The sequence below is a fragment of the Vibrio sp. SS-MA-C1-2 genome, from assembly GCF_021513135.1.
In the GTDB taxonomy this organism is placed as follows: Bacteria; Pseudomonadota; Gammaproteobacteria; order Enterobacterales; family Vibrionaceae.
Genome location: NZ_CP090981.1, coordinates 2385939 through 2411520, shown reverse-complemented (window position 1 = coordinate 2411520; position 25582 = coordinate 2385939). Strand labels below are relative to the sequence as shown.

27 protein-coding genes are annotated in these 25582 nt (G+C 37.5%); 15 read left to right on the top strand and 12 right to left on the bottom strand.

What is annotated here, in order from left to right; genetic code table 11:
• The first annotated feature begins 5 nt into the window (after window positions 1–5).
• On the top strand, window positions 6–764 hold the full coding sequence (locus tag L0B53_RS15350; RefSeq protein WP_235060479.1) for an ABC transporter ATP-binding protein: 759 nt from the start codon (window positions 6–8) through the stop codon (window positions 762–764).
• Between the two features lie 110 nt (window positions 765–874).
• Here L0B53_RS15350 and L0B53_RS15345 read toward each other — a convergent pair whose 3' ends face one another.
• Window positions 875–1183 carry a DUF3861 domain-containing protein gene (locus tag L0B53_RS15345; RefSeq protein ID WP_235062269.1) on the bottom strand — a complete coding sequence of 103 codons (309 nt, stop codon included), beginning with the start codon at window positions 1181–1183 and terminating at the stop codon, window positions 875–877.
• A 17-nt stretch (window positions 1184–1200) separates the two neighbouring features.
• On the bottom strand, window positions 1201–1968 hold the full coding sequence (locus tag L0B53_RS15340) for a glutathione S-transferase family protein (protein ID WP_235060478.1): 768 nt from the start codon (window positions 1966–1968) through the stop codon (window positions 1201–1203).
• A gap of 268 nt (window positions 1969–2236) precedes the next feature.
• Here L0B53_RS15340 and L0B53_RS15335 point away from each other — a divergent pair, with 268 nt between their 5' ends.
• Window positions 2237–2665: a MarR family winged helix-turn-helix transcriptional regulator gene (locus L0B53_RS15335; protein WP_235060477.1), complete on the top strand. Its 429-nt coding sequence runs from the start codon at window positions 2237–2239 to the stop codon at window positions 2663–2665.
• Between the two features lie 230 nt (window positions 2666–2895).
• Here the strand turns inward: L0B53_RS15335 and L0B53_RS15330 are convergent, their stop codons facing one another.
• From L0B53_RS15330 to L0B53_RS15320, 3 genes are all read right to left on the bottom strand, one after another.
• On the bottom strand, window positions 2896–3645 hold the full coding sequence (locus L0B53_RS15330; protein WP_235060476.1) for a YrhK family protein: 750 nt from the start codon (window positions 3643–3645) through the stop codon (window positions 2896–2898).
• Between the two features lie 67 nt (window positions 3646–3712).
• Window positions 3713–4726 carry an N-acetyl-D-Glu racemase DgcA gene (gene dgcA / locus L0B53_RS15325; protein ID WP_235060475.1) on the bottom strand — a complete coding sequence of 338 codons (1014 nt, stop codon included), beginning with the start codon at window positions 4724–4726 and terminating at the stop codon, window positions 3713–3715.
• Window position 4727: 1 nt separating this feature from the next.
• Window positions 4728–6344 carry an ABC transporter substrate-binding protein gene (locus L0B53_RS15320; RefSeq protein WP_235060474.1) on the bottom strand — a complete coding sequence of 539 codons (1617 nt, stop codon included), beginning with the start codon at window positions 6342–6344 and terminating at the stop codon, window positions 4728–4730.
• Window positions 6345–6447: 103 nt separating this feature from the next.
• Between L0B53_RS15320 and mpaA the strand changes: the two genes are divergently transcribed.
• Window positions 6448–7149: a murein tripeptide amidase MpaA gene (gene mpaA, locus L0B53_RS15315; protein WP_235060473.1), complete on the top strand. Its 702-nt coding sequence runs from the start codon at window positions 6448–6450 to the stop codon at window positions 7147–7149.
• Here mpaA and L0B53_RS15310 read toward each other — a convergent pair.
• The gene (locus L0B53_RS15310; RefSeq protein WP_235060472.1) at window positions 7146–7448 is read right to left on the bottom strand and encodes a hypothetical protein; all 303 of its coding nucleotides are present in this window, start codon (window positions 7446–7448) and stop codon (window positions 7146–7148) included. The genes mpaA and L0B53_RS15310 overlap by 4 nt on opposite strands.
• A 184-nt stretch (window positions 7449–7632) precedes the next feature.
• On the opposite strand from L0B53_RS15310, the gene L0B53_RS15305 reads away from it, so the two are divergent.
• On the top strand, window positions 7633–8232 hold the full coding sequence (locus tag L0B53_RS15305; protein WP_235060471.1) for a pentapeptide repeat-containing protein: 600 nt from the start codon (window positions 7633–7635) through the stop codon (window positions 8230–8232).
• A 227-nt stretch (window positions 8233–8459) separates the two neighbouring features.
• Here L0B53_RS15305 and L0B53_RS15300 read toward each other — a convergent pair whose 3' ends face one another.
• Window positions 8460–9722 (bottom strand): carboxylesterase, encoded by a 1263-nt coding sequence (locus L0B53_RS15300; RefSeq protein ID WP_235060470.1) that lies wholly within the window; start codon window positions 9720–9722, stop codon window positions 8460–8462.
• A 107-nt stretch (window positions 9723–9829) separates the two neighbouring features.
• Between L0B53_RS15300 and L0B53_RS15295 the strand changes: the two genes are divergently transcribed.
• Complete coding sequence (locus tag L0B53_RS15295) at window positions 9830–10093, top strand: DUF1513 domain-containing protein (RefSeq protein ID WP_235060469.1); 264 nt, start codon at window positions 9830–9832, stop codon at window positions 10091–10093.
• Between the two features lie 27 nt (window positions 10094–10120).
• On the opposite strand, the gene L0B53_RS15290 is transcribed toward L0B53_RS15295, so the two are convergent.
• Both L0B53_RS15290 and L0B53_RS15285 read right to left on the bottom strand, forming a co-directional pair.
• Window positions 10121–10546 carry a universal stress protein gene (locus L0B53_RS15290; RefSeq protein WP_235060468.1) on the bottom strand — a complete coding sequence of 142 codons (426 nt, stop codon included), beginning with the start codon at window positions 10544–10546 and terminating at the stop codon, window positions 10121–10123.
• Window positions 10547–10558: 12 nt separating this feature from the next.
• On the bottom strand, window positions 10559–11560 hold the full coding sequence (locus L0B53_RS15285) for a YeiH family protein (RefSeq protein ID WP_235060467.1): 1002 nt from the start codon (window positions 11558–11560) through the stop codon (window positions 10559–10561).
• A 339-nt stretch (window positions 11561–11899) separates the two neighbouring features.
• On the opposite strand from L0B53_RS15285, the gene L0B53_RS15280 reads away from it, so the two are divergent.
• Complete coding sequence (locus L0B53_RS15280; protein ID WP_235060466.1) at window positions 11900–13726, top strand: alpha/beta fold hydrolase; 1827 nt, start codon at window positions 11900–11902, stop codon at window positions 13724–13726.
• Between the two features lie 3 nt (window positions 13727–13729).
• On the opposite strand, the gene L0B53_RS15275 is transcribed toward L0B53_RS15280, so the two are convergent.
• Complete coding sequence (locus L0B53_RS15275; RefSeq protein WP_235060465.1) at window positions 13730–14632, bottom strand: LysR family transcriptional regulator; 903 nt, start codon at window positions 14630–14632, stop codon at window positions 13730–13732.
• Between the two features lie 184 nt (window positions 14633–14816).
• Here L0B53_RS15275 and L0B53_RS15270 point away from each other — a divergent pair, with 184 nt between their 5' ends.
• On the top strand, window positions 14817–15206 hold the full coding sequence (locus L0B53_RS15270; RefSeq protein WP_235060464.1) for a DoxX family protein: 390 nt from the start codon (window positions 14817–14819) through the stop codon (window positions 15204–15206).
• A 61-nt stretch (window positions 15207–15267) separates the two neighbouring features.
• Here L0B53_RS15270 and L0B53_RS15265 read toward each other — a convergent pair whose 3' ends face one another.
• Window positions 15268–15687: a nuclear transport factor 2 family protein gene (locus tag L0B53_RS15265; RefSeq protein WP_235060463.1), complete on the bottom strand. Its 420-nt coding sequence runs from the start codon at window positions 15685–15687 to the stop codon at window positions 15268–15270.
• Window positions 15688–16287: 600 nt separating this feature from the next.
• Between L0B53_RS15265 and L0B53_RS15260 the strand changes: the two genes are divergently transcribed.
• The 8 genes from L0B53_RS15260 to L0B53_RS15225 all read left to right on the top strand — a co-directional run bounded on the left by L0B53_RS15260 (window position 16288) and on the right by L0B53_RS15225 (window position 24087).
• A complete protein-coding gene (locus L0B53_RS15260) occupies window positions 16288–16878 on the top strand; it encodes a sigma-70 family RNA polymerase sigma factor (protein ID WP_235060462.1) in 591 nt (196 codons plus the stop codon).
• Complete coding sequence (locus L0B53_RS15255) at window positions 16865–17539, top strand: ChrR family anti-sigma-E factor (RefSeq protein WP_235060461.1); 675 nt, start codon at window positions 16865–16867, stop codon at window positions 17537–17539. The genes L0B53_RS15260 and L0B53_RS15255 overlap by 14 nt, the downstream gene beginning before the upstream one ends.
• 74 nt (window positions 17540–17613) lie before the next feature.
• Window positions 17614–18330 carry an SDR family NAD(P)-dependent oxidoreductase gene (locus L0B53_RS15250; RefSeq protein ID WP_235060460.1) on the top strand — a complete coding sequence of 239 codons (717 nt, stop codon included), beginning with the start codon at window positions 17614–17616 and terminating at the stop codon, window positions 18328–18330.
• A complete protein-coding gene (locus L0B53_RS15245; protein ID WP_235060459.1) occupies window positions 18327–19613 on the top strand; it encodes an NAD(P)/FAD-dependent oxidoreductase in 1287 nt (428 codons plus the stop codon). The genes L0B53_RS15250 and L0B53_RS15245 overlap by 4 nt, the downstream gene beginning before the upstream one ends.
• 2 nt (window positions 19614–19615) lie before the next feature.
• The gene (locus tag L0B53_RS15240; RefSeq protein WP_235060458.1) at window positions 19616–20530 is read left to right on the top strand and encodes a DUF1365 domain-containing protein; all 915 of its coding nucleotides are present in this window, start codon (window positions 19616–19618) and stop codon (window positions 20528–20530) included.
• A 9-nt stretch (window positions 20531–20539) separates the two neighbouring features.
• Window positions 20540–21850 carry a cyclopropane-fatty-acyl-phospholipid synthase family protein gene (locus tag L0B53_RS15235; protein WP_235060457.1) on the top strand — a complete coding sequence of 437 codons (1311 nt, stop codon included), beginning with the start codon at window positions 20540–20542 and terminating at the stop codon, window positions 21848–21850.
• 249 nt (window positions 21851–22099) lie between these two features.
• Window positions 22100–23422 carry a DUF2878 family protein gene (locus L0B53_RS15230; protein WP_235060456.1) on the top strand — a complete coding sequence of 441 codons (1323 nt, stop codon included), beginning with the start codon at window positions 22100–22102 and terminating at the stop codon, window positions 23420–23422.
• Window positions 23423–23481: 59 nt separating this feature from the next.
• Window positions 23482–24087 carry an HAD family phosphatase gene (locus tag L0B53_RS15225; protein WP_235060455.1) on the top strand — a complete coding sequence of 202 codons (606 nt, stop codon included), beginning with the start codon at window positions 23482–23484 and terminating at the stop codon, window positions 24085–24087.
• Window positions 24088–24149: 62 nt separating this feature from the next.
• On the opposite strand, the gene L0B53_RS15220 is transcribed toward L0B53_RS15225, so the two are convergent.
• Entirely contained in the window at window positions 24150–25523 is a 1374-nt protein-coding gene (locus tag L0B53_RS15220) for a BatD family protein (RefSeq protein WP_235060454.1), read from the bottom strand.
• Window positions 25524–25582: the final 59 nt, after the last annotated feature.

Genomic DNA, 25582 nt, shown 5'->3' with positions numbered 1-25582 from the left:
TTCGTGTGATTAAAATTACTGGGTTAAGTAAAAAATATAACGATAAATATGTGGTTAAAAATGCGAATGTGTTATTCCCTCAAGGAAAAGTAACCAGCATCATTGGTCCTAACGGTGCTGGTAAAAGTACCTTGCTTTCAATGGCAGCAAGACTAACTGATTGCGATGCGGGTCAAATAATTATCGCTGGTAAGATGTTGGATGATTGGAATCAAGAAGAATTAGCCAAAACGCTATCCGTGTTGCGTCAATCGAATAATATTAATATGCGTTTTACCGTGCGTGAACTGGTCTCGTTTGGTCGCTTTCCTTACTCGCAAGGGCGTTTAACAGCAAAAGATAATGAAATCATTGATCGTGCATTACAACAATTAGATATTCTAAACCTACAAGATCGTTATATTCAACAACTCTCTGGCGGTCAACGTCAAATGGCTTTTATTGCGATGATTGTTGCTCAAGACACCGATTATATTTTCTTAGATGAGCCGTTAAATAATCTTGATATTAAACATTCCGTCGATATTATGAGAACCTTAAAGCGCTTAGCTAAAGAGAATAATAAAGCGGTCGTGATTGTTATTCATGATATTAATTTTGCCTCTTGTTACTCCGATAATATTATTGCGATGAAAATGGGAGAGGTGATTAAGAGTGGTTCTGTTGAAGAGGTTATCGATGCGGATGTTTTAAGCGACATTTATGATATCCCGTTCAATATTCAAGAGATAGATGGTCAGCGAATCTCTTTATATTATCAATAGATATTCAGTCACTAAACGTTGCTAGGTTGTTGGCTACACTCGTTCGCCTACTAGCAACGCCAATTATTTTAGGTATAGTGTTTAATCAACGTGAAGCTAACAAAGCAAAATTAGCTCAGTGCAGCTTTGACTTTACCTTTTAAGTTTTGCATGAAATTTTTAAAGTGCGGCATAAAATCGATAAATAGAGGATGCTTACGATCTTTCATCATCACTGGCCCTAATAAACGAATCGCGACACCCACTTTCGTGGCATCATCTTCCGCAAGTCCACTTCCTTTTTTCAAGCTCTCAACCACTTTGAATAGATCTTCACGATCTTCTAATTCAAACTGCAATTGATTCACTGACTGTTGATTACTATCGACTTCATCTATCGTAATTCGATAACGGTGACCTTTAATGGCGGTTTTTGTCATCATTTTACTCCTATCACTTAATCTTGTTGTGGAATCCAATCTAAAATCGCGCGTTGATAGCTTGGACGTTTAAAAATAGCCTGTTTCCATGCTTCTAAATGCGGATAATTTTCGAAAGGGTAGTTGGCCATTTTTAATATAATTAGCTGAGGTATCCACGCGATATCAGCTAATGAAAAGGCATCTCCAACTAACCAATCATGATCTTTTAGACGTTGATTCATCTTGGCAAAACAGTCATCGATAATTGCCGTAGCTGTCTGCAACTCCTCTGCACTAAAGCCTTCGTCAGAGTTAAAACGCTGGTGGAATTTAAGTAACCCTTCATCAAATGTCTGTTTACTTTGATACTCGGCAAGTTCTTCACTGCTTTTTTTCATACTGCCAAAAGAGTCGATATTTCCATACATGTAGGTTTTAATCGATAGATGATTATCCCTTGCAAGATACATCCATTCAAACATCTCTTTTTGTTGATTTTCAGCTGCTGGTCGAAGTGAAAAGTGGTTATATTTATCATCCAGATAATCAATAATGTCGGCTGAATCGATAATAACAACACCATTGTCGACTAAGGTTGGAACAACCGCATTTGGATTAATCCCAATATATTCATCGGTTAGGTGTTCCCCTTTCATCAGGTTTAAAAGATGACTCGTCCAAGGTAATCCTTTCTCTTCAAGCGTTAGTCGAACTCGCATCGCACAATTTGAAAAGCTAGCATGATAAAGATGAATACCTTCAAAAGACTCAACACGTTTATTTTTAGGTTTGATAATTGCCATAACGACCTCATAAATTGATGGATAAATATAGTGGCTCACTTGGTTGACGGTATCAACTATATTGCTTTTGGTTGATATTGTCAACCACATTGTGTGGGCTCAGGTAAATTGCTGTACATTTCCTTCTGGTGGGGCGTTTGCAACACGTTCTGTATGTCGCCATAATAATTACTGTTGCGAGTAGGCGAACGATCGGAGCTAACGACCTAGCAACTTCAAGTCAGAAAGGTATAATCTAAAAATAACCCGACAAGACAATGATACTGTTATGCCTAAATCCCGAACCTTAGAAAGTTTGTTCCAACTCTCTCACTCTTTAAAAAGAGCCATTCATGACCATGTTGAAAGCTTAGGATTGGCGATAACTCCAATGCATGTTCGAGTGTTAAAAGTGATTAACCATCTTCCTAACTGTACGGCGATCGATATTTCTCACCGACTTAATCGAGATAAAGGACAAGTGACTCGACTACTTAATACTCTTATTGAGCAAGATTTGATTTCTAAACAACCAAACCCTAATGATAAACGTAGTCAATGTTTGATAATTGAACAACAAGGGAAGCAAATTCTTGAGAAAATTAAAAATTTAGATCAGACCGTATTAAAGCAAACGACGACTGATATTTCAGAGCAAGAGTTGGAAGTCTTTATTCGTACACTCAATAAAATGAATGATAATTTAAGTAGTAAGTAGTAAGTAGTAAGTAGTCATGGTTAGTGTACGTCACCGATTTTAAAGTAGAAGTTTAAGGTTGCAGCAATATTAACTATCCCCTTCATACTTGAAGTCGCTAGGTTGTTGGCTACACTCGTTCGCCCCAATCATATAGTACATCTATACTCATGGGGCCTCACTCATTTGCCGCCTACTAGCGACTCCAATTATTTTAGGTATACAACTTTAAATCTAAAACCTTATCTATCTTATTTGTCTATCTTATTCTGTTTAGTGTCTTTAATTAATTGCTCTGCTTCATTTAATTGGTGTCGCATAATTAAAAAGGCACGCCAATAATTGGTAAAACCGCCTAATAAAAAGAGCGCGCTGCCAATAATGTATTGCCAAGCAAGATATCTAAATAATTGATAAGAGTCGTGACCTGTATCGATATGCCATAAATAGGGTACTGATGCGATAAGGAAAAGTACTGAGCCGACAACAAAGGTTAACGCTGTCAGATTCATTAGCTGCAACGTTAATGTCGATCCTTCATACAGTATTCGAGCAACATTGGTTGCTGCACCATAAACAAATAACCCGCTGCCGATAATAAACATCCATGCACCCGCTGTAACCATATCGACTTCTTTTAAAAAGAAAATACTACCTGCTGTAAATAATACAGAACCAATGAAATAACAAAAAGAGGCAATATACTCCAAATGAAGTTCTCGGCTGTATTCATTATTCTTTTTTCGGTAGGTATTCACCTCAATGATGTCATGAAGAGAGACAATCAGATAGAGAATCGATCCGATAACAAATAAAATAGCCCCAAGGTCAACATGAGCTTCGAAACGAGGAAGAAAGCAGACACTCCCTGCAATAAATATAATGCCACCGATTTTATAGACAATGGCGTTAATCGTTTCCCAAAGGAATTGTTGCTTTAACTCTGGCTTTTGATTAACGACATCATGGACTCGTTCTCGGTTAACAAAAAGGTGTGGCATGGATAAACCTCAACTGACTAAACTTATTGAATAAACTTAAGTGTAGACCTGAAATTAATAAAGGTACTTATCCCCACAACTCATCACTAAATGGCATCATGATACTGCCTTCAAATTCAATCCCTGAATCTATGTCTTCGGCGAGTAATAACGGTCCGTCTAAATCGACAATATCAGCATCTTGAGCAATAACAGAAGCGGGAGCCATACTTAAAGAAGAACCTACCATGCAGCCAATCATAATCTTTAATCCTAAATCTTGAGCTTGTTGCTTTACCGCGAATGCTTCGGTTAATCCGCCTGTTTTATCTAGTTTAATATTGATCATTTGATATTTGGTGGCGAGGCTTGGTAAGGATTCTTGGCCATGACACGATTCATCAGCACAGATAGGAATAGGCTGGGGAAGTGTTGTAAGAATATCGTCATTATCAGCAGCAAATGGTTGTTCAATCATCGTGATATCAAGAGGGAGTAGTTGAGGAATCAGATTACGATAGATCTCTTCTGTCCAAGCTTCGTTAGCATCAAGAATAATTTTGCTTTTGGGGGCTGCATCTCGTACGGCTCTAACTCGTGCGAGATCCAAACTATCACCAGCAAGTTTGAGTTTTAATAAGGGACGAGAGGCGTTAATTTTTGCGGTTTGTTGCATCTCCTCAATCGAGCCAATAGAGAGAGTAAATGCGGTGATTAATGGTTGAGGATTAATATTTAATTGCTGCCAAATTGATTGTTGATTTCGTTTGCAAGTCAGATCCCATAGCGCACAATCGATGGCATTACGAGCAGCACCTGCAGGCAATAATGACAGTAATTGTTGATGAGTCAGTGACGCGTTTTCTATTTGAGGACGAACCGCTTCAATCTGCTCAATCACGGACTGAATAGACTCACCATAACGCGCATAGGGGACACATTCCCCCCGACCAATAATCCAGCTATTTTGAGAATCCTCTCTATCCGTTAACAGATGTTCGGCTAACTCGACAATCACCACATCTGCATGGGTTTTACTGCCACGCGAGATAGTAAATGAACCATTAATTTTCCACTGTTTTTGACGGATAGAGAGCTTCATTTTATTTACTTGCCTTAATATAAAGGTTTTTAGAGTAGATACGGCCTTCAACATTATTCAGAGGGAAACCACCAACCGTTGGGCGTACTAATCGAGCTTGCATGTAGTCATAAATCGGTGCAATTGGCATTTCGGCACTCAATATCTGTTCTGCTTTATCGTAATAGCTATTTCGTTGTTGCTGGTTGGTGGATAGTAGCGCCTGTTCAATCACGTTATCGTACTCTGGGTCACTAAATCGGGCGTAATTTCCAGAGTTACCTGATGTCATTAATGATAAGAACGTTGACGCTTCATTATAATCACCACACCATGATGAACGTAAGACATCAAATGCACCTTGGCGACGAGAAACTAAATAGGATTTCCACTCTTGGTTCTCTAGTTCAACCTCGGCCTTGAGGTTATTTTTTAGCATCGCAGCAATGGCAGTAGCAATCGCTTTGTGGCTTTCGCTGGTGTTATAAAGCAGGTGGAATTTTAGTGGGTTATCTTGATTGTATCCAGCTTCCGCTAACAGTTGTTGAGCTTTTTGGTCTCGCTGTTTTTGTGTCCATTGACTATATTCTGGTTGCGTTGCTTTAAAACCGGCAACATATTTATGGGCAAAAGTATAAGCTGGAACGTTACCTGTGTTAGTGATCCCGTTGGTGATCACATCACGCATAATTGAATAAGAGACCGCTTTTCTTACTCGTGGATCATCAAAAGGTGCTTTAGTGGTGTTGAAGGTGTAGTAATAAGTACAAAGTAGCGGAACGACAGTATAAGCATCACGATACTCTTTTTGTAACTTTTTAGCCATTTGCGTAGGGACATCCGAAGTGATATCGACTTCACCTGCCATATAACGGTTCATCGCTGCGGTTTGGCTTTCAAACGGAATATAGGTCACATCAGTAATAACGGTCTCTTCAGCATCCCAATATCGGTTATTTTTTGCAAGATCGATTCTCTCATTAACAACCCAGTTTTTAAGAGTATAAGCACCGTTTGAAACCATGTTTTCAGGATGCGTCCATTTTACGCCATACTTTTCAACACTGGCTTGATGAATAGGCATCATCGAAGTATGTGCCATCATTGCGACAAAATAGGGAACTTGAGTTTCTAAGGTGTATTGTAATGTTTGGTCATCTAACGCTTTAATGCCGAGGCTATCTAAATCTGCTTTACCTTCTAAGATATCAGCCATATTTTTGATTTTTGTTAGCTTTAAATACCAACCGTTAGCCGAAGCAAAGTCAGGTGATGCTGCGCGTTTTAAACTATAGACAAAATCATCAGCAGTAAGGGGATCGCCATTTGACCATTTTAAATCCGGACGAAGATGGAAGGTGAACGTTTTATTATCACGGGTTTCCCAAGAGGCGGCGACACCTGGGATAACATTGCCATCACTGTCTTGAATAACTAAGCCTTCAAAGAGGTCGCGTAACACATGAATTTCAGGCATACCTTCCGCATTGGCAGGATCTAGGGTTGCTACTTCTGCATCATTTCCGCGAGTGAGGTGTTGTTGTTTTGCTAATGTTACCCCTTCAGGAATTTGAGCGGCGATTGAATTAAAACTCGATGCAAGCAGTGCAGCAGTTAATGTTAAGGTCCATCTCTTCATAATAATCCCAAAATAATTATAATTAATATATTTTCATGTTGACAAAAAGTGGCTCAATTGTAAACATTGATGGGATGATAACGAACGGAATAAGTGTGATTACATGGTGAAATGTCGATTAGAACAAGATAGAGCGAACTTTATTGTTAAACAACAGTTGTTTGGGACTTCTATGTTAGGTGCACCATTATTCTATTTCCCTGCTGAAATCGATACGCCAGAAAGAGGTTTAATTATTGCAGGGACTCATGGTGATGAAACTGCTTCGATGATGTTGATCTCTTCTGCCTTGCGAACCCTCGACACGAATCAATTAAAGCACGATGTAATTCTTTCATTAAATCCTGATGGTAATCAACTTTCAACGCGAGCTAACGGTAATGGTGTTGATCTTAATCGAGCATTTCCAACTCGCAATTGGTTACCTGATGATACGGTTTATCGTTGGAGCATTGAAAGCCCTACGCGCAAGGTTACGATTAAAACGGGTGATAACCTTAATTTAGAACCAGAAGTATCAGGTTTAATGTCATTGATCGCAGAACGAAAGCCTAAATTTGTTGTGAGCTTTCATGAGCCGTTAGCCTGTATTGACACAGAGATCAGCTCGCCACTCGTTGATTGGATGTCAAAAGCGTACCAACTCCCTGTCGTAGGTTCCGTCGGTTATCCAACCCCTGGGTCATTTGGTACTTGGTGTACTGAACAACAACTTCCTTGTATTACGGTCGAGTTACCAGACATTTCCAGTGATGCAGCAGTTAAACAGTATCTTGATGCAACACTGGAGTTGTTGAATTATTAAGTGATATATTTGGAATCTAGCACCATAAAATCGACTGAATTTGAATCGTTATCAATCACCTCCATATAATCATCTAAACCAATAAAACCATACTCAGAGGCTAAAATAATTCTCTTTTCTTTCATACTTAAAGCATTTTTTGAACCTTCCATAATTGCAAACGCATCACAGAAATTTCTTCTTTCATCTTCAGGGAGTGGTGCATCAACCTCCGCCAAAGAGAGCGCTTTTTCTATTTGATTATAGAATGCTTCAATATCGGTTTTATTTAAGTTTTTTAACTTTGGAAATTGCTTCATTGGTTCTCCTTATCGCATAAATAATCACATTATTATACTTAAAATCATTGTTTGATTTTTGCTCATGTGTAAGACGGGAGTGTTAAAGCTTAATTTGGTTGTTATTTCTTTAACTAAGCCTGACATTTTAATAGAAAACAAGTAGAGTGATTGATATTAAAGCGTTTATTAGGGGTAGATGTTGATGGATATAATTGCTGATAATCAAGAGTTCTATGATGTTGTCTTTAGAAAAGAGGAGCTGATTGAGCGCGAGTTTATTAATATTGAATTTGAAGGTTGCCAGTTTGAAGAGTGTGACTTCTCTTCATCTCAATTTAAAAACTGTAAATTTAATGATTGCGAATTTACTCGTTGTAATTTGAGCTTAATCGATTTTTCTAACAGCGTGTTATTTGAAATTGCCTTTCGTGAGTGTAAATTAGTTGGTGTTGATTGGACCAAAGCAGTATGGGCTTCTTATCATGTCGCTTTCGAGTTGAGTTTTCATCAATGTGTGATGAATGACAACTCTTTCTTTGGCTTAACCTTAAATGAGCTTCACCTCAATGAATGTAAATTGCATGATGTCGATTTTCGAGAAGGCAATTTCAATCAATCTGTGATGACAGGTTCTGACTTCGCTTATAGTCAATTTATGCGTACTCAATTGCGAGACAGTGATTTCACCGACGCCACTAATTATGCCATTAATCCGTTAGAGAACGAGATTAAAGGAGCGAAATTTTCTCGCTATGATGCATTGAATCTATTAGAGAGTTTAGGCATCGAGCTGGTGGATTAAACTAAATTTAGATTTGTATGATAAACCTGCCTTTTCTCACACTTTTGCTTTATTTTGAAGCGTAGACTGATGAGTAATAACAACAGTCAGCGGAGTATATATGATGAATAAAGAACATGGAATTTCCGTTATCAACGAGCAAGCGAAAGGGATAGAAGAGATAGAGTGAGGTCTTATTCTCCCTCTTCTCTATCTCTTTTTATTTCTCAACTTTTATTTCTCAACTTTTATTTTTCTGTCGTATTAACAGACTGAGCAGAATCATGAGACATGACATGGTCAATAATCGCTAACATTTCGCTGTAATAGGGATTAAATGTTAAACGGGCATGTACCTTTCCTTCCTCTTGATATCCCCAAGCCGAATACCAAACATCACCACCATCCTGACAAATAGAGGCCATGGCTTCAGTTTGTCCATTATTACAAACTAGAATAGATCCTTCTGTACCGTAATAAGGGTTTTGAGGGTCAAATAGCATCGCCATATGGGAGGCATTTGAAATATGCGAGCCTTCAATTGGCATAGGTAAAAGCGTCACTTGATCTGTACCTTGTTCCGTTATATTTGTTGGTTTATCTTCCCCAAACCAAATCACTTTATTGTTGGGGTTAGTAAAGTGCTTATCAAATGCTTCAGCAGCGTAGTTTCCATCGATAACACTGTCTGCTTCACTGACAATCATAACGACAGGCTTATTAAACTGATGCTGTTCTAACTCATCTTGTACCGATTTCACGGTCTGATAATAAGCAGCAACCCCATTCATCGCCAACGAGTTATAGCGTAGTAAGTTGTCTTCAGGGTCTTTATCTGCCCATTTAACAAAATAGCTGGCGAGAGGTGCATATTTAACCTGAGATGACTCAGGTTCAAATGCGGGGGAGAACAGTAATAATCCAGCAATTTTATCCGACTTTTCTAGGGCGTAAGCTGTCACTAAGTTCGTACCCGTTGAATAGCCACCAAGCCAAATTTGATCATACTGCTTTTTAAGTAATTCAATATGATGCGCTACGGCTTGTTGCCAATCTTGATAAGTTGCTAACGTCAAATCACCTGCTTTACTGCCATGTCCCGGAAGAAGGATCGCACGAACTAAATAGCCTCGCTGGACTAAATGATTGGCAACATCATGGAACGAATAAGGTGAATCACTTAATCCATGAACTAATAGTACCGCTTTACCATTTGGTCGTTCTGGTTTTAATTCAAAAGGACTGTTGAGGGTGATTTCCAGAGCCTTGTCATCAGTAATAAAAGCACGATTCTCTGATAACCAAGCTTGCTGATCTTCAACATACATTGAAAAGTTGGCTTGCTGATAAGAGGGAAGGTGAGATGAGCTTTGGTACTCTGGCGCTTCCTTGTTCGAACAGGCAGTAATAAACAGCAGTAAACAAAGTAAGAAAATTCTATGAGGCTTGCTACAAAGGTTTTTTATTGACCTCAACGTATCGGTAAATAAAGAAAAAAGCGCAGAGGACATTGAGTTATACCTTTTTATTCTGGATTAAAATTGTACGATAAATATATAAAATATAGCATAAAGGGAAAATTTATAAGCTTTTTAATGTGAGGAAAAGCAAGACTGGATTGAGTATCACCACTACTGATGAGTGGGTGATTGCGACATCTCCAAGAGGCAATTGCTATGGAATTTGGTCACAGAAGAGTGGTGAATTATTAGAGTTAGCCTCTCTTTCTGATACTTCTGGTATTTGCAGTCATGGAAATCAGTTCGCGATTAGTTCGGGAAGTGGTGTCATTGTTATTGCAGATGAAAGGCAATCGCGGGCGCAGAGGAAACGTAAAGTAACATCGATTGTTTGGGATAACCATTGGAGCCGAATTAGCTAAAGGCTCCAATGTTATCCATCTGAAATATTAGAGCTTAATCAATGTGATATCACATGGCATATCATGGATTAATGGCTCTGTTGCAGAGAAAAACAATTGAAACAAAGATGAAGTTTTATGTTGTCCAAGCACTAAAAGATCAGCATTGATATTTGTTATTGTCTTTTCTACCTCTTTAGCGACTGCTCCGTTACAAAGTCGATGCTCTGTAATAGGGTAGTTTAACGTCTCTAGAAACGCTTTCATCTCGATGACAAGCTCGTGTTCGACGTCATTCGCTCGTTTCTTTAAATCAATCTCAATCATTCCGGTATAAAAATCTGAAAGATCAGGTTCTACATGAACAACGCTTAATTTTGCTTGCAGATCTTTTGCCAAATCGACAGCTTTATTCAATAAAATCTTTGATTCATCGGTAAAATCTGCTGCTACAAGAATATGTTTATAACTCATTTTGTTGTTTCCTTATAGAATATACATCACGCCGACAGTCATCGCATAACCACCAATAATTAACCAGCCAAATAGAATGATAGCCAATAATATTGGTTTCATCCCAACGCCACGGATTTTACTAAAGTTAGTATCAATACCTAATGCGCCCATTGCCATCGTTAAGAAGAAAACAGAAGCTTGAGTCAGCACACTAACCACTGATTCAGGAATAAAACCAAATGAATTTATCCCTGCGACGATCACGAAGAGTACTGCAAACCATGGAATGGAAACTTTAACTTTTTCACCGTCAGAGGATTGTCCTTTGGCCAGGTAAGCGCTCAAAATGATTAAGAAAGGGGCGAGCAACATGACACGAGTTAATTTAACGATAACGGAAGTGACACCAACATCATGATTGATGGAATTACCTGCGGCGACGACTTGTGCAACCTCATGGATGGTAGCACCAGTGAATATTCCCATTGTTTCATCGTCGATCTCAAATGTATGGTAGATCACTGGATAGATAAACATAGCAATCGTACCAAAGATAACCACGGTAGCAACAGAGACCGCTGTTTGATGAGGTTTAGGTTTAACAATCGATTCAGCCCCTAATATTGCTGCTGCACCACAAATGGCAGAACCAATTGAGGTCAACATGCTGGTTTCCTTGTCTATACCAAGGACTTTCATACCAAGCCATGTACCACCAATAAATGTGGTGATAATAACCAAGATATCAACCACTAAACCAGCAAGCCCGACTTCGATGATTTGTTGAAACGTAATAAAGAAACCATAAAGAATAATACCAAGGCGGAGTAATTTTTGTTGACTAAATTTAATTCCGATAGCGGAACTTTTAGGAAGTGCTTGGGGAATAAAGTTACCGATAATCATACCAATTAATATACAGATAACGAGTGGGCTGATTTGATACTCTTTAAAGAAAGGAACTTTTGCTAACTCGAAAGAGACAATACCCATTATAAAGGTAATGACAATACCAGTGATATATTTTTTCATATGCGTACACTCTACTATTTAAGTTACTTAAACTTAGATGTGAAATTATCGTTTTTCAAATGTTAAAATTACTAATTTTAGTTTTTTAATTAACCGTTATTCTAGATGAGTGGAAGAATAGATTTATCTTACCTTAAATGGAGATTAAAAATATTTGAGTGATAAATTATCTAATTAATTACTATAATTAAGCACTAGTCGTAGAGAGTGAGATATTTAATCAATGATTCTCAAAAAATAGGTAAGGGGTTATTTTGGGCGCGCATTATACAATTAATCAACATAGTTTTGATATTCTTAAACTGTTTGAGCAAGATATAGATAAGATAGCTTTAATCGTTGAAGGGGGGGCAGCGTACTATCTTTTCTGCTGGCGTTTTAGATACCTTTCTTGAAGCAAATTTTAATCCATTCTCGTTATTAATTGGTGTCTCTGCAGGTTCATTGAATCTGGCCTCCTATGTCTGCGAAGATCAAGGTCATGCTTATAATATGATCACTAAAGTGAGCCGTCACCCTGAATTTTTTGATCTTAATAAGTATCTACTTAAAAAAGTTGGAATGGACTTAGACTATTTGATTGAACAGACAGAAAATCGTTTTCCTTTGAGTTGGGGACGAGGGAGGGAGCAACTAAAAAGTAAAACATTTTTAGCAACAGCTTCTCATGCGGAAACCTTAGAAACCAAATTTTTTGATATTAATCATGTCCGTTGGCAAGATGCTTTGAAAGCGACATCGGCAATACCTTTAGTGAGTAATCAACAAGTAATGATTGATAATCATCCTTGGGTTGATGGTGGTGTTTCTTCAGCAATTCCAGCGGAAGAAGCATATCGTCAAGGCTATAAACACATTGTTGTTATTCGCAGTATTCATGAAGATGATACAAGTAGTCATGATTGGGTTCGATTCCTGACTAAATTTAACCTCTTAGGTAAGAAAATCCCCAAATTAGCTGAGATGTTAATGACCCATGAAAACAACTATATTAATAGTCAGCAATTTTTAAAAAATCCCCCTGAAGATGTCAATATTTATGAGATCTACCCACGGAGAAAATTACGGTCTCATGTTCTTTCTTCCAGTAAAAAAGATCTTCATTCTGATTATTTATTAGGCAAGAGAATGGGGCAGTTTTTTCTTTCCACTGTAGCCAAAAAGCTGCACCTCACTAATTCTAATTTGAATGTAAAAAACAATCTGTTGCCATTAATTACCAATGAGCAAAGCTTGATTAGTAATATTAAAGATCATATAAACTTTCTTTGGCAGACGGCCGAAAAAGGTGAATTTATTGGTGTTGATAAAGTGAAAGTTCGTTGGTTACGAATAAACCCACAAAATAAAAAAGATACGATTGTTATTGTTAATGGTCGAAATGAGAGCTTTTGGAAATACCAAGAGTTAATTTTAGAGCTTAGTGAACACTATAATATTTATACTTATGATCATCGAGGTCAAGGCGAATCTGATCGCTTCACAACCAATCCAGAGTTAGGGCATGTTGATGACTTTGCTGATTATGTAATGGATTTATACATATTTATGGAAAAAGTAGTCTACCCAAATATTGATGGAAAGTGTTATCTTCTTGGACACTCTATGGGTGGGGTTGTTACGACAAAATATGTGACACTGTTTGAAAACAGTATCGATGCGATGATTTTAAGTGCACCAATGTTTGGAGTGGTCATCCCAAAAGCGGCTTCGGTAATAAAAAAGCCAGCTCTGAATATATTTGAATATTTCACTAAAAAGCCAAATTATGCATTAGGTGCTATTCAATATAAACATGCTCCATTTGAAAAGAATGTTCTCACTCAAAGTAAAATTAGATATAAACTCTTTAAAGAGCTTTATAAAAATAATAGTCACCTTAAATTAGAGGGGCCAAGTGCTCGCTGGGTCAGTGAATCAATCAAAGCAGGCAAGCAATGTATTCAAAATGCAGAAAAGGTTGATACGCCAACCTTGATCTTGCAAGCAACGAATGATTCAGTGGTTGATAACAAAGCACAAGATAAATTCAATGAACAATGTCAAACGAGCCAAATAATGGAGATAGAAGACGCATTTCACGATATATTAATCGATAAAGATCAATGTAGAAATAAAGCGTTAAATGAAATTTTTCATTTTTTTAATCAATACGATAAAGAGTAATGCTTAACTCTCCCAATAAGGTGTGCCACTAAAATACTGTTGAATAAAATCAATGAAAACTCGATTTTTATGGGGGAGGTAACGACTATTTGGATAGACAATATAGGCATGGGTACGTTTAATTTTATAGTTTGGCATGATTTCGATGAGCTTCTTATCTTTGATTTCTTGCCACACATTAAATGTTGGAAATGCGGATATACCGTGATGGTTAAGAACCATCATTTTTAAGAAGGTCCCATTGTTGGCGTAAATATTAATTTTACCCTTTAGTGTATATTCACGATCATCTTTATCATGAACCGTATAACCAGCACGCTTGACTAATGAATATTTGACTAAATGATGCTGCTTAAATTCTTCAATAGTTTCAGGGTATCCATGTTGGTCTAAATATTTTTTTGTCGCACAAATTTTAAAACTCACTGGTGCTATACGCTTAAATCTAAGAGAAGAGTCTTCTAATATTCCAATTCTAAAGGCAAGATCATAGCCCTCTTTAACTAAGTCTATTTTTGTATCTGAAAAGTCGATATCCAATTGTATATCCGGATATTTTTTATAAAAAAGATCAAAAGCTGGCGCTAAGTGCTCTAATCCAAAGACTAAGGGAGCAGAGATACGCAATATTCCTTTCACGGAGGTTTGTTCTAAAACAACCGCTTCATTTAGTTGAGTGACGTCAGAAAGGATTTGATGTGCTCGTTGGAGGTAGAATTCCCCGGCATCGGTCAGACTTGATGTACGAGTTGTACGATTAATTAGTTTACACTTTAAGTTCTCTTCTAGTTCACTTAATCGTTTACTGACCACAGATTTTGCCATATCAAGTTGTTCCGCAGCCTTGGTAATACTGCCGGATTCAACAATGGTAATAAACAACCGCATGTACTCTAATTCGCCCATAGATTATAAACCCTTACTGTTAGCATCAATGAGCATCTTTTTATCGAACCCTGATGTTGTTTTTAATTGTTCGTAAAACAAGAATAATGTCTTCTTATCGTGCTTGTTTATTAGTTTAATCTGAATGTGTAATATTCGCTACATCAACTACGAATATTAAACAAAACACTTATAGGATTACATTATGAATACTTCATTAAAATTAGCATCACCTTTAGCGCGCCTACTTCTTGTTCTTTTATTTCTTATTTCAGGCTTTGGTAAAGTAACGGGGTATGGTGCTACTGAAGGGTATATGGCAGCAATGGGCGTTCCTACATTTCTATTACCTTTAGTTATTATTACAGAATTGGGCTTCTCTTTATTAATATTAGTCGGTTATAAATGTCGATTAATGGCATTCTTATTAGCAGGCTACTCGATTTTAACGGCATTAATCTTCCATCATGATTTTGCGGATCAAATGCAATTTATAAACTTTATGAAAAATGTATCTATGGCTGGTGGGTTTTTACTCTTAGTTATCAATGGGGCAGGTGCTTACTCAATTGATGAACATAAGAAAAAAGCCTAGTATTATCTGTTTCTAGTTAAAAAATATTTGGTCTGTTTTAGCATTTTTAATCATCAACTGATTAAGACAGACCGCTTTTTATCTTCTTGATAATCATATTTAATAATGGAATATGCTCATATAACATCCCTCCTAAATCATAATAATCTCGGTGATAATTGATTTTATCGATAAATAGTAGATGACTAACTCCGGGGACTGCAATTTCGTTACCTTGGTTTATTTTAGGGTGGGCAAAACGCATGACCCAAGTAATAAAAGCCGTTTGATCTTGAATGACTATAGTCTCAATATCAAATTGACAGTATGAGATATTTTCTAATAATCGAGAGAAATATTCTTCGATATTATTCAGTCCAGTTAGTTTATGAACAGGATCTTCTAAAACGGCATCTTGTTGGTACAAAGTAGATAACGATGAGATCTTATCTTTTGAGAGATCTTGATAATATTTGCAGAAATCATCAATTAATTTACTCATGTTAGCCTCTTTTTTAATTTGATATACCCTTCATACTTGAAGTCGCTAGGTTTCTGGCTGTATTCTTTCGCCCCAATCATAGAGTACACCTATACTCATGGGGCCTCACTTACTTGCCGCCTACTACCAACTCCAATTATTTTAGGTATATGGGTAATCATCATCAAGTATATACTCATATTCAGTTCTTATTTTTAAAAACACTCAACGCGTATATTAATTAAAGTGAAGGGTACGTTTTTTCACCGAAATCATTTTGCGTTATTTCTAAATTGTAAAAAGAGGGTTGTGTAGTAAACAGTTAACCCATTAACTTGTTTAAAGATATGAAGAGGACTAATTTTAATTAAGTAATTTTAAAATAGGGCGTGATCCTTTTAACTCTTAAATGCGTAATAGTTAGTGTCATTAAAATTTACTCCACCCATCGTTTTCGGAAAACACAATGAAATCTTTGATATAGCTAGCCAACTCAATTTATACCTAATGTTACTGAAGTTGCTAGTCGGTGACAAAGGTCTAAGTCTGAACAGAGGTGAATACTGGATGAATATGGACACGACTACATTATTGCGAAGAGTTGTTAGTATCGAGTATAAAATGACCAACTCAATAAGCAATTCAGATAATCATCAACAAGATGAACAACAGCGATTGAATAAACTCCTGTCGCGGGTCGCTGAATTTCAGGATCGGGAAGCTTTTGCCGAGATTTTTCATCTTTCCACAGGACGAATTTATCAATTTGGGCTCAAGCGTTTTCAACATAGTCAGATGGCAAAAGAGTTAGTACAAGAGACGATGATGACGGTGTGGCACAAGGCGGCATTATATAATGCAAGTCGAGGTGATGCTGGTGGTTGGATTTATACCATCATGCGAAACCAATGTTTCGATATGTTGCGTAAGATGCAGAGTAATCGTGAAGATTGTATAAGTTATGACATTTGGCCTCTTTATGAAAATAAGGTCGAAGAATCACCAATAGATTGGCAGCAATCTCATGAATTGAAAAATAAAATTCAACAGTTACCGCAGGAACAACGACATATTATTGATGGTATCTATCTCCAAGGGTTAACTCAACAGGAGTTGGCTGAACGGTTAGACCTTCCGCTTGGTACAATTAAGTCACGTCTGCGTTTAGGGCTGAGTCGATTGAGAAAGGAGTTAAGTTATGGCCTTAATTAAGCATCATCCAACTTTTGAGTTGTTAACATTATTTGTGCAAGGTGAACTTGATGAATCCTTAGCAATCGCAGTGAGTGCTCATTGCGAGCTTTGTGAACAGTGCAATGAACAAGTCACACTCCTTACCCAGCAGGAAGCACATCAAGCCTTTTTTACTGAAGATGACATATCATTAACTTCAACGAATGCTTTAGATGTTAATTTCGATATTCTGCTTGATGATATTTTCTCTTCGGAGCAAAAGCCAACAATACTTTCACCTCAAGAACCTAAAGAAATTAAGGTACAAGGGAAATATTTCTCCTTGCCAAAAGCACTAAATAATTACGATATCCAAGAATGGAAACAAATCGCAGGAGTGAGTAGAGCCTCGCTAAATCAAAATAATCTATTGCGTAGTAACCTTCTTTATATAGAAGCGAATAAAGCAATTCCTGAACACACACATCAAGGATTTGAATTGACGCTTTTATTGTCAGGAAGTTTTCGAGATCAGTGTGGTGAATATCAAGCTGGTGACTTTATTTGGTTAGATGAAAAATGTAGTCATTCACCTAAAACCACAGAAGGTTGTCTTTGCTACACAGTGCAGAATGCGCCAATCTCTTTTACTCAAGGTGTTAATCGGTTAATCAACCCGTTTACAACGATGCTTTATTAGAAAGTGATCCTTTTATTGTTCGACTACGTTGTTTAAAGAACGAGAAAGGGTCACCGTCGTAAGAGGAGTCCAAGATGAAAATTCTTATCACTGGAGCAACATCGGGAATTGGATTGGCGCTAACTGAAGCGTATGGTAAAGCAGGCAACCAAGTTATCGCATGTGGACGTAACATTTCTAAACTCGATCATTTAGTTGATCATTATTCGGTGACACCATTACAGATTGAACTCACCGACTATTCTCAACTAGAACAGAAATTGTCCCAGCAAACCGAACTGGATTTAGTGATTTTAAATGCAGGGAATTGTGAGTATATCAATGATGCGATCAATTTTGATGGTGCTCTGTTTCAACGTGTCATCGAGACGAATGTTATTTCAGTGGGGTACGCTATTGCGGCTCTACTACCAAAGATTAAGATAGGTGGGCAGCTCTCATTAATGGGTTCAAGTGCGGCATATGTTCCTTTCCCTCGAGCTGAAGCTTATGGTAGCAGTAAAGCGGCGATTCACTACCTTGCTAAAACATTACAACTAGATATTCCCATTGAGCGTTGTCAGATTAGCTATATTGCACCGGGATTTGTCAAAACGCCATTAACCGACAAAAATGACTTTCCTATGCCAAACTTAATAACAGCCCAAGAAGCTGCAAATGCAATTATTGATGGTTTAGCTAGCCGAAAAAAAGAGATCCGTTTTCCTTATGGATTTACTCTCTTCTTAAAAATTATGGCGCACTTACCAAGCCTTTTTTGGACGAATTTAGCCAACAGGATGAAGAAATGAAGAAAATTGCGATAGTGGGAAGTGGAATATCAGGTCTAGTTTGCGCGCATTTGTTATCTAAACAACATGCAGTGACATTATTTGAAGCGAATGACTATATTGGTGGGCATACCGCCACTAAAACCGTCCATGCTGAGGGACGTGATTGGAATATTGATACTGGATTTATTGTCTTTAATGACCGTACTTACCCAAACTTTAATCGCTTATTAGAGAAAATTGGTTTGGTAGGTCAAGAGACTGAAATGAGTTTCAGTGTCAAAAATATTCATACGGGTTTAGAGTACAACGGAAATAACCTTAATTCTTTATTTGCTCAGCGTAGTAATTTATTGAATCCGCAGTTCTTGTTTTTAATTCGTTCTATTCTTCGATTTAATCATCAATGTAAATTACTTTATAACAGTGGTGAAGTTTCACAACTCACTAATATTACCCTTGGTGACTTTCTAGAAAACCATAATTATAACCAATATTTTGCTGAGCATTATATTTTACCGATGGGTGCCGCTATCTGGTCTGCAAGTTTGGATGATATGCGTGCTTTTCCTCTCAAATTCTTCATTCAGTTTTTTTATAATCATGGTTTATTGGATATTACTAATCGTCCACAATGGTCGGTGATTCCTGGTGGGTCTAAAACCTATATACCTCTTTTATTGAAAGATATCGAATCTATTGTTCAGTTAAATTCGGCGGTAACAAAAGTTGAGCGAGTCAATGGACAAGTCAAATTAACCATCAATGGCAATGATAATGAAGCGCAAATGTTTGATGAGGTCATTTTAGCGTCACACAGTAATCAAAGTCGGAAAATGTTAGTAGATAAGAGCGAGCTAGAGGATGAGATCCTCTCGATGCTTACTTATCAAGAGAATGAGGTGGTGCTCCATACCGATGAATCACTGTTACCTGAAGCGAAATTAGCATGGGCAGCTTGGAATTATTCATTAGATACTTCTGATAATCGTCGTCCAACTTATGTCACTTATAATATGAATATTTTGCAAGGATTGACGACCGACCATACCACTTTTTGTGTCAGTTTAAATAATGGTCATCGAATTGATCCAGATAAAGTCCTCGGTCGTTATCTTTATGATCACCCTGTTTTTAATCAAAATACCATTTCAGCCCAACAACGCAGAGAGGAGATATGTGGTCATAATCACACCCATTTTGCAGGAGCGTACTGGTATAACGGTTTTCATGAAGACGGGGTGAAAAGTGCATTAGATATTTGTCGGCGTTTTGGTCTTACTCTTTCAGATACGAGTTTATAACCATGAATCGTCGAGCAGGGTTAACTCAGCAGCTCGATAGTCGAGCTAAAAGGACAGTGACTTTATCTGATGAGTTATGGAGGAACTCTTGTCTCTATCGAGGGAAAGTTCGCCATCGACGATTTTTACCCAAATTACACCGCTTTGAATATTCGATGTTTTTTCTAGCGCTCGATCTTGATGAGATAGATCACTACAAAAAAAATCAGGGAGAGAGGTTTAGTTGGCTTTCGTTCTCTAATCAATTGAGCTATTTTCACCGATTAATTAATCCGTTATGGTTTAATTCATCTGACTATGTTGTCGATAACCAGATAAAAAACACGGAATTGAGTCTAAAACAACGGGTTTGGAATAAAGTTAGAGAAATTCCTGCAACGAGCCACTCTATAGTGCTAAATCATCAATCGAATCAAGGTCGGGTACTATTTGTCGGTCAAGTTCGCTGCTTTGGGATCTATTTTAGTCCAATCAATCTCTATTATTGTTATAACAGACAAGATCAGTTGGTGACCTTGTTGGCAGAGGTGAGTAATACGCCTTGGAATGAACGCCATTATTACCGTATTGATATGGATAGTGAGCAGATTGTCGACAAAGCATTTCATGTTTCTCCCTTCATGGAGCTCTCTATGCGCTATCATTGGAAAATAAAGTCTCCAGATGAGCATTTTTTCCTCCATTTAGAAAATCATGATATAGACCCGAAATTAAATGGATTTGGTGATAAAAAAGAGTCGGTTAAGCGATTTGATGCGACACTTTTAATGAAGCGAGAGCCATTAATGACAAAAAATATTCAACAACAAGTGATCCAAATTCCATTGATGACCGTAAAAATAGTTATTGGAATTTATTGGCAAGCTCTAAAGATTTTTCTCAAAAAAATTCCCTTTGTTTCTCATCCTGAGCGTTAGGAGAATAAGATGAATGACGTAGCGCAAACAACTCGTAATCTAAACCAATCAGCAAGAAAGTTAACGCTTCTTGAAACGCTATTCCGTAAAAGTTTATTTAAGGCTCTAGAGTCTCTTAAACAAGTTAAATTAGTCATTATTGAAGATTTTATTTTATCTAATTCGTCTAAAGAGATTAAAGATAGTTCCCGACAATTTGTATTTGGTTTAAACGAGCAACATATTGATGGTGTACACCTTACTGCTACGATAATTATTCATGATCCAAGAGCTTATCAGAAAATAGCCTTGGGAGGTGATATTGGTGCCAGCGAAGCATTTATTGATGGATTGTGGAGTACACCAGATTTAACCCAAGTGATTCGAGTGATGGCAAGAGAACAAGGAACCTGTGATCAAGTTGAAGGCGGTTTTAGTAAGTTGATTAAATGGGGTAGTTTGCTTGAGCACAAATTGAATCACAACAGCCAAGCGGGATCTAAGAAGAACATTTTAGCGCATTATGATTTGGGCAATGAGATGTACAAGCTGTTCCTTGATAGTAACATGCTTTACTCTAGTGCAATTTATCCTTCTGAAACCAGTACATTAGAAGAGGCGCAAATCAATAAAATGGATCTGATTTGCCAGCGTCTAGAATTAAAAGAGAATGAAACCTTACTTGAGATCGGGACTGGTTGGGGTGGTTTGGCGATTCATGCTGCTAAATATTATGGTGTGAATGTTACTACTACCACAATTTCTGATGCGCAATATGAGTACACCAAAGCCCGTGTTGAACAGCTGGGATTAAACGATAAAGTGACCCTTTTAAAACAGGATTATCGATTGTTAACAGGGCAGTTTGATAAGTTAGTCTCTATTGAGATGATTGAAGCGGTTGGGTATCAATATTTCGATCAATTCTTTGACCAATGTAATAGCTTACTAAAACCAACCGGAAAAATGTTGCTACAAGCGATTACTATTGCCGATCAACGTTTTGAAAGCTATAAGAACGGGGTCGATTTTATTCAAAAGTATATTTTCCCCGGTGGTTTTTTACCCTCAGTGTCCGTGATGAGTGAAAAAGTCAGAGACCGTACTGATATGTTAATTACTGAAATTCATGATATTGGTATTGATTACGCTAAAACACTTAATGAGTGGCAAAAGCGGTTTAATGAGAAAGAGAGTGAGCTAAAAGAGTTGGGTTACGGTGATGATTTTATTCGTCTCTGGCGTTTCTATTTTAGCTATTGTGAAGGTGGATTTTTGGAGCGTAAAATCAGTACAGTACATATGGTGAGTGAAAAGCCATTGTATCGAGTGACTCATTAATCGTGTGATATTTACGTATCACTTAAAGTCGATAAGCTAGATTTATACCCCTCATACTTGAAGCTGCTAGGTTGTTGGCGTCGCTCGTTCACCCCAATCATATAGAACCTCTATACTCATGGGGCTTCACTTGCTTGCCGCCTACTAGCAACTCCAATTATTTTAGGTATATAACCGTAACGACTTATTTAATTCGTCCCAATTATTTTAGGAATCAGTTTATAAACAGCAAATTAGATAAGGGGAATTATGTCTAGGTACGATATTAATCAATGGGTTAATCCTGTTTTTCCTTTCCTAAATGCTGTTTGGTTTCAGGGCGTTTGGTTTATTGCCGTTCTTGCCCCTGAAACATCTGCTCTGTTATTTCTCTTCTCTATTTTTTTACATCTGACGTTGAGTTATTACTTTTTAGGAGCATGGCGACGAGACATATTAGTGATGTTGCTGGTGGCTTCGATTGGAATCTTGATTGATGCGACACTTGCTCAGCTTGGCTATTTTACCTTTTATTCTCAACAGATTATGCCACTATTTTTAGTGATGATCTGGTTACACTTTGCGATTGCTTTGAATTATAGTCTAGTTTGGCTCAATCGATTGCCGATGATATGGCTGGCGCTACTTGGCGCGGTTGTTGGTTCAGCGAACTACTTTGCTGCATCAAAGTTAGGGGCAGTGAGTTTCGATAAAGGTGTTGGCATCACATTAACGATTGTTGGAACCATTTGGTTGATTTCTTTAGTGTTATTTATGATGATTCAAAGAAAAGTCAGTAGATTTCTTCCCGTATCGTCTACTTTAGATAAGCCGGTAAATACAAGTTCAGCAGACAAACTTGATAAAGATAACCAAAGAAAACCCCAAGGTGCGCAATTAAGGTTGAAACGATCATTAGTGGTGTTGCTGGCGCAGTTTTTTGCTCTTGTATTCGCTCTGTTGTCGTTGGAACTTTCTGCTGCTGATGCTAATTCAACATCACTTTCAACACTATCATCTACTGAGTTACCCTATTCAAAGAGTGAATCACCAGACGGAACTAATTCAAAAAGTCATCATTTAACCGATAGCCCTAAAATCATCGGAGATAAGCATTTAATTACGCAATCCAGTGAGCAGTTATATGATCAATCAATGCTTAAAGTGGGGGAGACTACATTTCGTTGGTTTATATTTAAGATTTATAAAGTAAAATTATACTCTTTGTCTGGGCGTTATTTAGATCAACCAAGCAATCAACAGTGGCCACTTAAATTAAATATTCGCTATTATCGGAGCATAGACAGTGAAGATTTAGTCGATGCAACACTTGATCAATGGCAAGTACAAAAATTAAGCCATCCGAATCAAGTACAATGGTTAGAGAAGCTCAATACTATTTTCCCTGATGTGAGTGATGGCGATGAAATAACCTTGATAATAGATAAGCAAGGTAAGAGTCATTTTTATTATAATGGGGTATCAATAGGTCAGGTTTTAGATAGCGAATTCTCCCAACATTTCATAGATATCTGGCTCTCGTCACAGACACCTTATAAAACGTTAAGATCTGAATTGGTTGGAGGACGTTAATTTGTTACGTTGTTCTAGTCTTTAACGAATAAAAAATAAATATTAAGGTGTGGAAGTTAATGAAAAAATTTAAAGTTATCTTGTTTGATCTCGGAGGTGTTTTAATTGAGTTGGGCGAAAATTTATTTCCTACTTCATGGCATAACGAAGGGAATAGTTTCCAATTAGCTGACTATTTTCATTCTCCGTTAGCGATGAAATTCGAACGAGGCTTGATCAGTGAACAAGAGTTTGCTCAAGGAATGAATAAAGCATTAACGTTGAATGCAACGGTAGAAGAGACGCTAGCTGCGTTTCGTGCATGGCCTAAAGGTTTTTACTCAGGTGCGCCTGAACTCCTTAATGAATTAAAGAGAAACTTTCAACTTGTCGTGTTAACCAATACGAATGAAACACACTGGCCAAGATTAATTGATGAGTTTAAATTAAAGGATTATAGCAAGGCGATCTTTGCTTCTCATCTTATGCATAAAGCAAAGCCAGATATTAATGTCTTCCAATACGTCCTTTCTCAAGTGGACGTTCTACCTGAAGATATACTATTTTTTGATGATAACCTGAGTAATGTTGAGGCAGCAAAAAGTTTAGGTATTTATGCAGTCCAAGTTAATGGTATTGATGAATTGAAAGTTTCGTTACAAGGTTTAAAACTCATTAAAAACTAAATCTATTAATTAGTATAAATGCCCAAGGGTAATCACTTTGGGCATTTTTATCTGATAATAAATTATTTCCTATCATCGGCTCCTGAATCAAGATCGGGTAACGCTTTTTTGATTGTATATTTAGCAAACCTTCTTTGTTTCGCTGCTCTAATTTGCTGCCACAAGGCTTTATAAAGTCTCTCTGATGGTTGGGTTCTTGTATTATTACCAGTATTCTTCTTACTAAAATCTTTTTCATCTTTTATTGCGGAGAATTGTTGTCGATTCCATGCTTTCAAATCATTTTTCCAATCTTTATTACCTGATGGATAGCGGCTTAATTGTTGCTGCTTATTAGCCTGATACAATTTACGGTAGAGAAGTAATCTCGCCAGAGGGTAATTGGCTTTTTTCAATGCTAATCGGTAATTAATCCAAGCGGGCAGTTGTTGATTTTTATATCTCTTCCGTAATGATAAGATTAAATAGATCAGGAATATAACCACAATCAATAGCAGAGTTAATACCAGCCAATAGGCTTTAATAAAACTGGCTGGAGTATGGATGATTGACCATGTTTGTCCTGCAATGGTAAGGGGCACTAACTGCTTATTTTTGGTATCCCACCATTGAATAGTGATTGCAGGAATCGTTATCTCACCGCTTTTTTCGATAAGATAGGTGAAGTTTACCGATTTTTGTCCCGTGTAATTACCTCGTGTTTGCCCATCTTTGATTATGGCTGGATCTTGATAGAGTCGGGAGACATCGGTTCCACATGTTTGATGACTGTTGTTGGATAATATAGAGTTTTGAGAATGATCTTGGCAATTTGGGCTAAGAGCCGGAAACTGCATCGCTGTGGTATCTGTGCCTTTTAGCATGACGGTGCGCTCGATAGCATCACCAATCTTTAACTTTTCATCTTGAATATTAGATGACCATTTTTGGGTTAATGCTAGTTTAGAGGCGGCTACCCACGGCGTTTCATCAGTAATAAATGGAGAGGGTAATTTAGCACTAAAAGTCATCGGTTGCGTGACGAGCACCCCGCGAACATTTCCCGAACTCTCGGTTGAGACTTGCAGCGAAACCGCAATCGGTGGGATCTGATATTGCCCACTTTTTTGTGGATAAATAGTGAGCTCCCAACGCTGCATTGTCCAAGTTTTACCGTTGATTTTTTTTGTGTAGTTAGTGGCCAGTTTGTTGCGTTGTAGAACAATGGCATTTTTTAGCTCTAGATCACGGATACGAGTGCCAGCACTAAACCATCGATCTGTGCCTAGTTCAATATACAGTTTCACTTGCTCGGTTGTGGCAACATTCTTTTTGCTATCCAACCAACTATTAATCGTCACATGCCCTTGTTGACTGAGTTCTTGGATATTTGTGGCTGATGCAGTACGACAAAATAGCACCGTCACAGTCAACCAAGCCACTAAAAGCCAATGCATTGCAAACCATCTCATTGAAGAGAATGATAGGGTGCGAATTAGGTGTGATCTTATCGAAT

Coding starts and splice junctions, on each gene's coding strand:
- L0B53_RS15345 (WP_235062269.1), bottom strand. CDS start 1,183: ATGACAAAAACCGCCATTAAAGGTCACCGTTATCGAATTACGATAGAT.
- L0B53_RS15340 (WP_235060478.1), bottom strand. CDS start 1,968: ATGGCAATTATCAAACCTAAAAATAAACGTGTTGAGTCTTTTGAAGGT.
- L0B53_RS15260 (WP_235060462.1), top strand. CDS start 16,288: ATGACCAACTCAATAAGCAATTCAGATAATCATCAACAAGATGAACAA.
- L0B53_RS15305 (WP_235060471.1), top strand. CDS start 7,633: ATGGATATAATTGCTGATAATCAAGAGTTCTATGATGTTGTCTTTAGA.
- L0B53_RS15220 (WP_235060454.1), bottom strand. CDS start 25,523: ATGCATTGGCTTTTAGTGGCTTGGTTGACTGTGACGGTGCTATTTTGT.
- L0B53_RS15310 (WP_235060472.1), bottom strand. CDS start 7,448: ATGAAGCAATTTCCAAAGTTAAAAAACTTAAATAAAACCGATATTGAA.
- L0B53_RS15270 (WP_235060464.1), top strand. CDS start 14,817: ATGAATACTTCATTAAAATTAGCATCACCTTTAGCGCGCCTACTTCTT.
- L0B53_RS15250 (WP_235060460.1), top strand. CDS start 17,614: ATGAAAATTCTTATCACTGGAGCAACATCGGGAATTGGATTGGCGCTA.
- L0B53_RS15330 (WP_235060476.1), bottom strand. CDS start 3,645: ATGCCACACCTTTTTGTTAACCGAGAACGAGTCCATGATGTCGTTAAT.
- L0B53_RS15255 (WP_235060461.1), top strand. CDS start 16,865: ATGGCCTTAATTAAGCATCATCCAACTTTTGAGTTGTTAACATTATTT.
- L0B53_RS15245 (WP_235060459.1), top strand. CDS start 18,327: ATGAAGAAAATTGCGATAGTGGGAAGTGGAATATCAGGTCTAGTTTGC.
- L0B53_RS15230 (WP_235060456.1), top strand. CDS start 22,100: ATGTCTAGGTACGATATTAATCAATGGGTTAATCCTGTTTTTCCTTTC.
- L0B53_RS15285 (WP_235060467.1), bottom strand. CDS start 11,560: ATGAAAAAATATATCACTGGTATTGTCATTACCTTTATAATGGGTATT.
- L0B53_RS15290 (WP_235060468.1), bottom strand. CDS start 10,546: ATGAGTTATAAACATATTCTTGTAGCAGCAGATTTTACCGATGAATCA.
- L0B53_RS15275 (WP_235060465.1), bottom strand. CDS start 14,632: ATGGGCGAATTAGAGTACATGCGGTTGTTTATTACCATTGTTGAATCC.
- mpaA (WP_235060473.1), top strand. CDS start 6,448: ATGGTGAAATGTCGATTAGAACAAGATAGAGCGAACTTTATTGTTAAA.
- L0B53_RS15225 (WP_235060455.1), top strand. CDS start 23,482: ATGAAAAAATTTAAAGTTATCTTGTTTGATCTCGGAGGTGTTTTAATT.
- L0B53_RS15320 (WP_235060474.1), bottom strand. CDS start 6,344: ATGAAGAGATGGACCTTAACATTAACTGCTGCACTGCTTGCATCGAGT.
- L0B53_RS15240 (WP_235060458.1), top strand. CDS start 19,616: ATGAATCGTCGAGCAGGGTTAACTCAGCAGCTCGATAGTCGAGCTAAA.
- L0B53_RS15300 (WP_235060470.1), bottom strand. CDS start 9,722: ATGTCCTCTGCGCTTTTTTCTTTATTTACCGATACGTTGAGGTCAATA.
- L0B53_RS15265 (WP_235060463.1), bottom strand. CDS start 15,687: ATGAGTAAATTAATTGATGATTTCTGCAAATATTATCAAGATCTCTCA.
- L0B53_RS15235 (WP_235060457.1), top strand. CDS start 20,540: ATGAATGACGTAGCGCAAACAACTCGTAATCTAAACCAATCAGCAAGA.
- L0B53_RS15335 (WP_235060477.1), top strand. CDS start 2,237: ATGCCTAAATCCCGAACCTTAGAAAGTTTGTTCCAACTCTCTCACTCT.
- dgcA (WP_235060475.1), bottom strand. CDS start 4,726: ATGAAGCTCTCTATCCGTCAAAAACAGTGGAAAATTAATGGTTCATTT.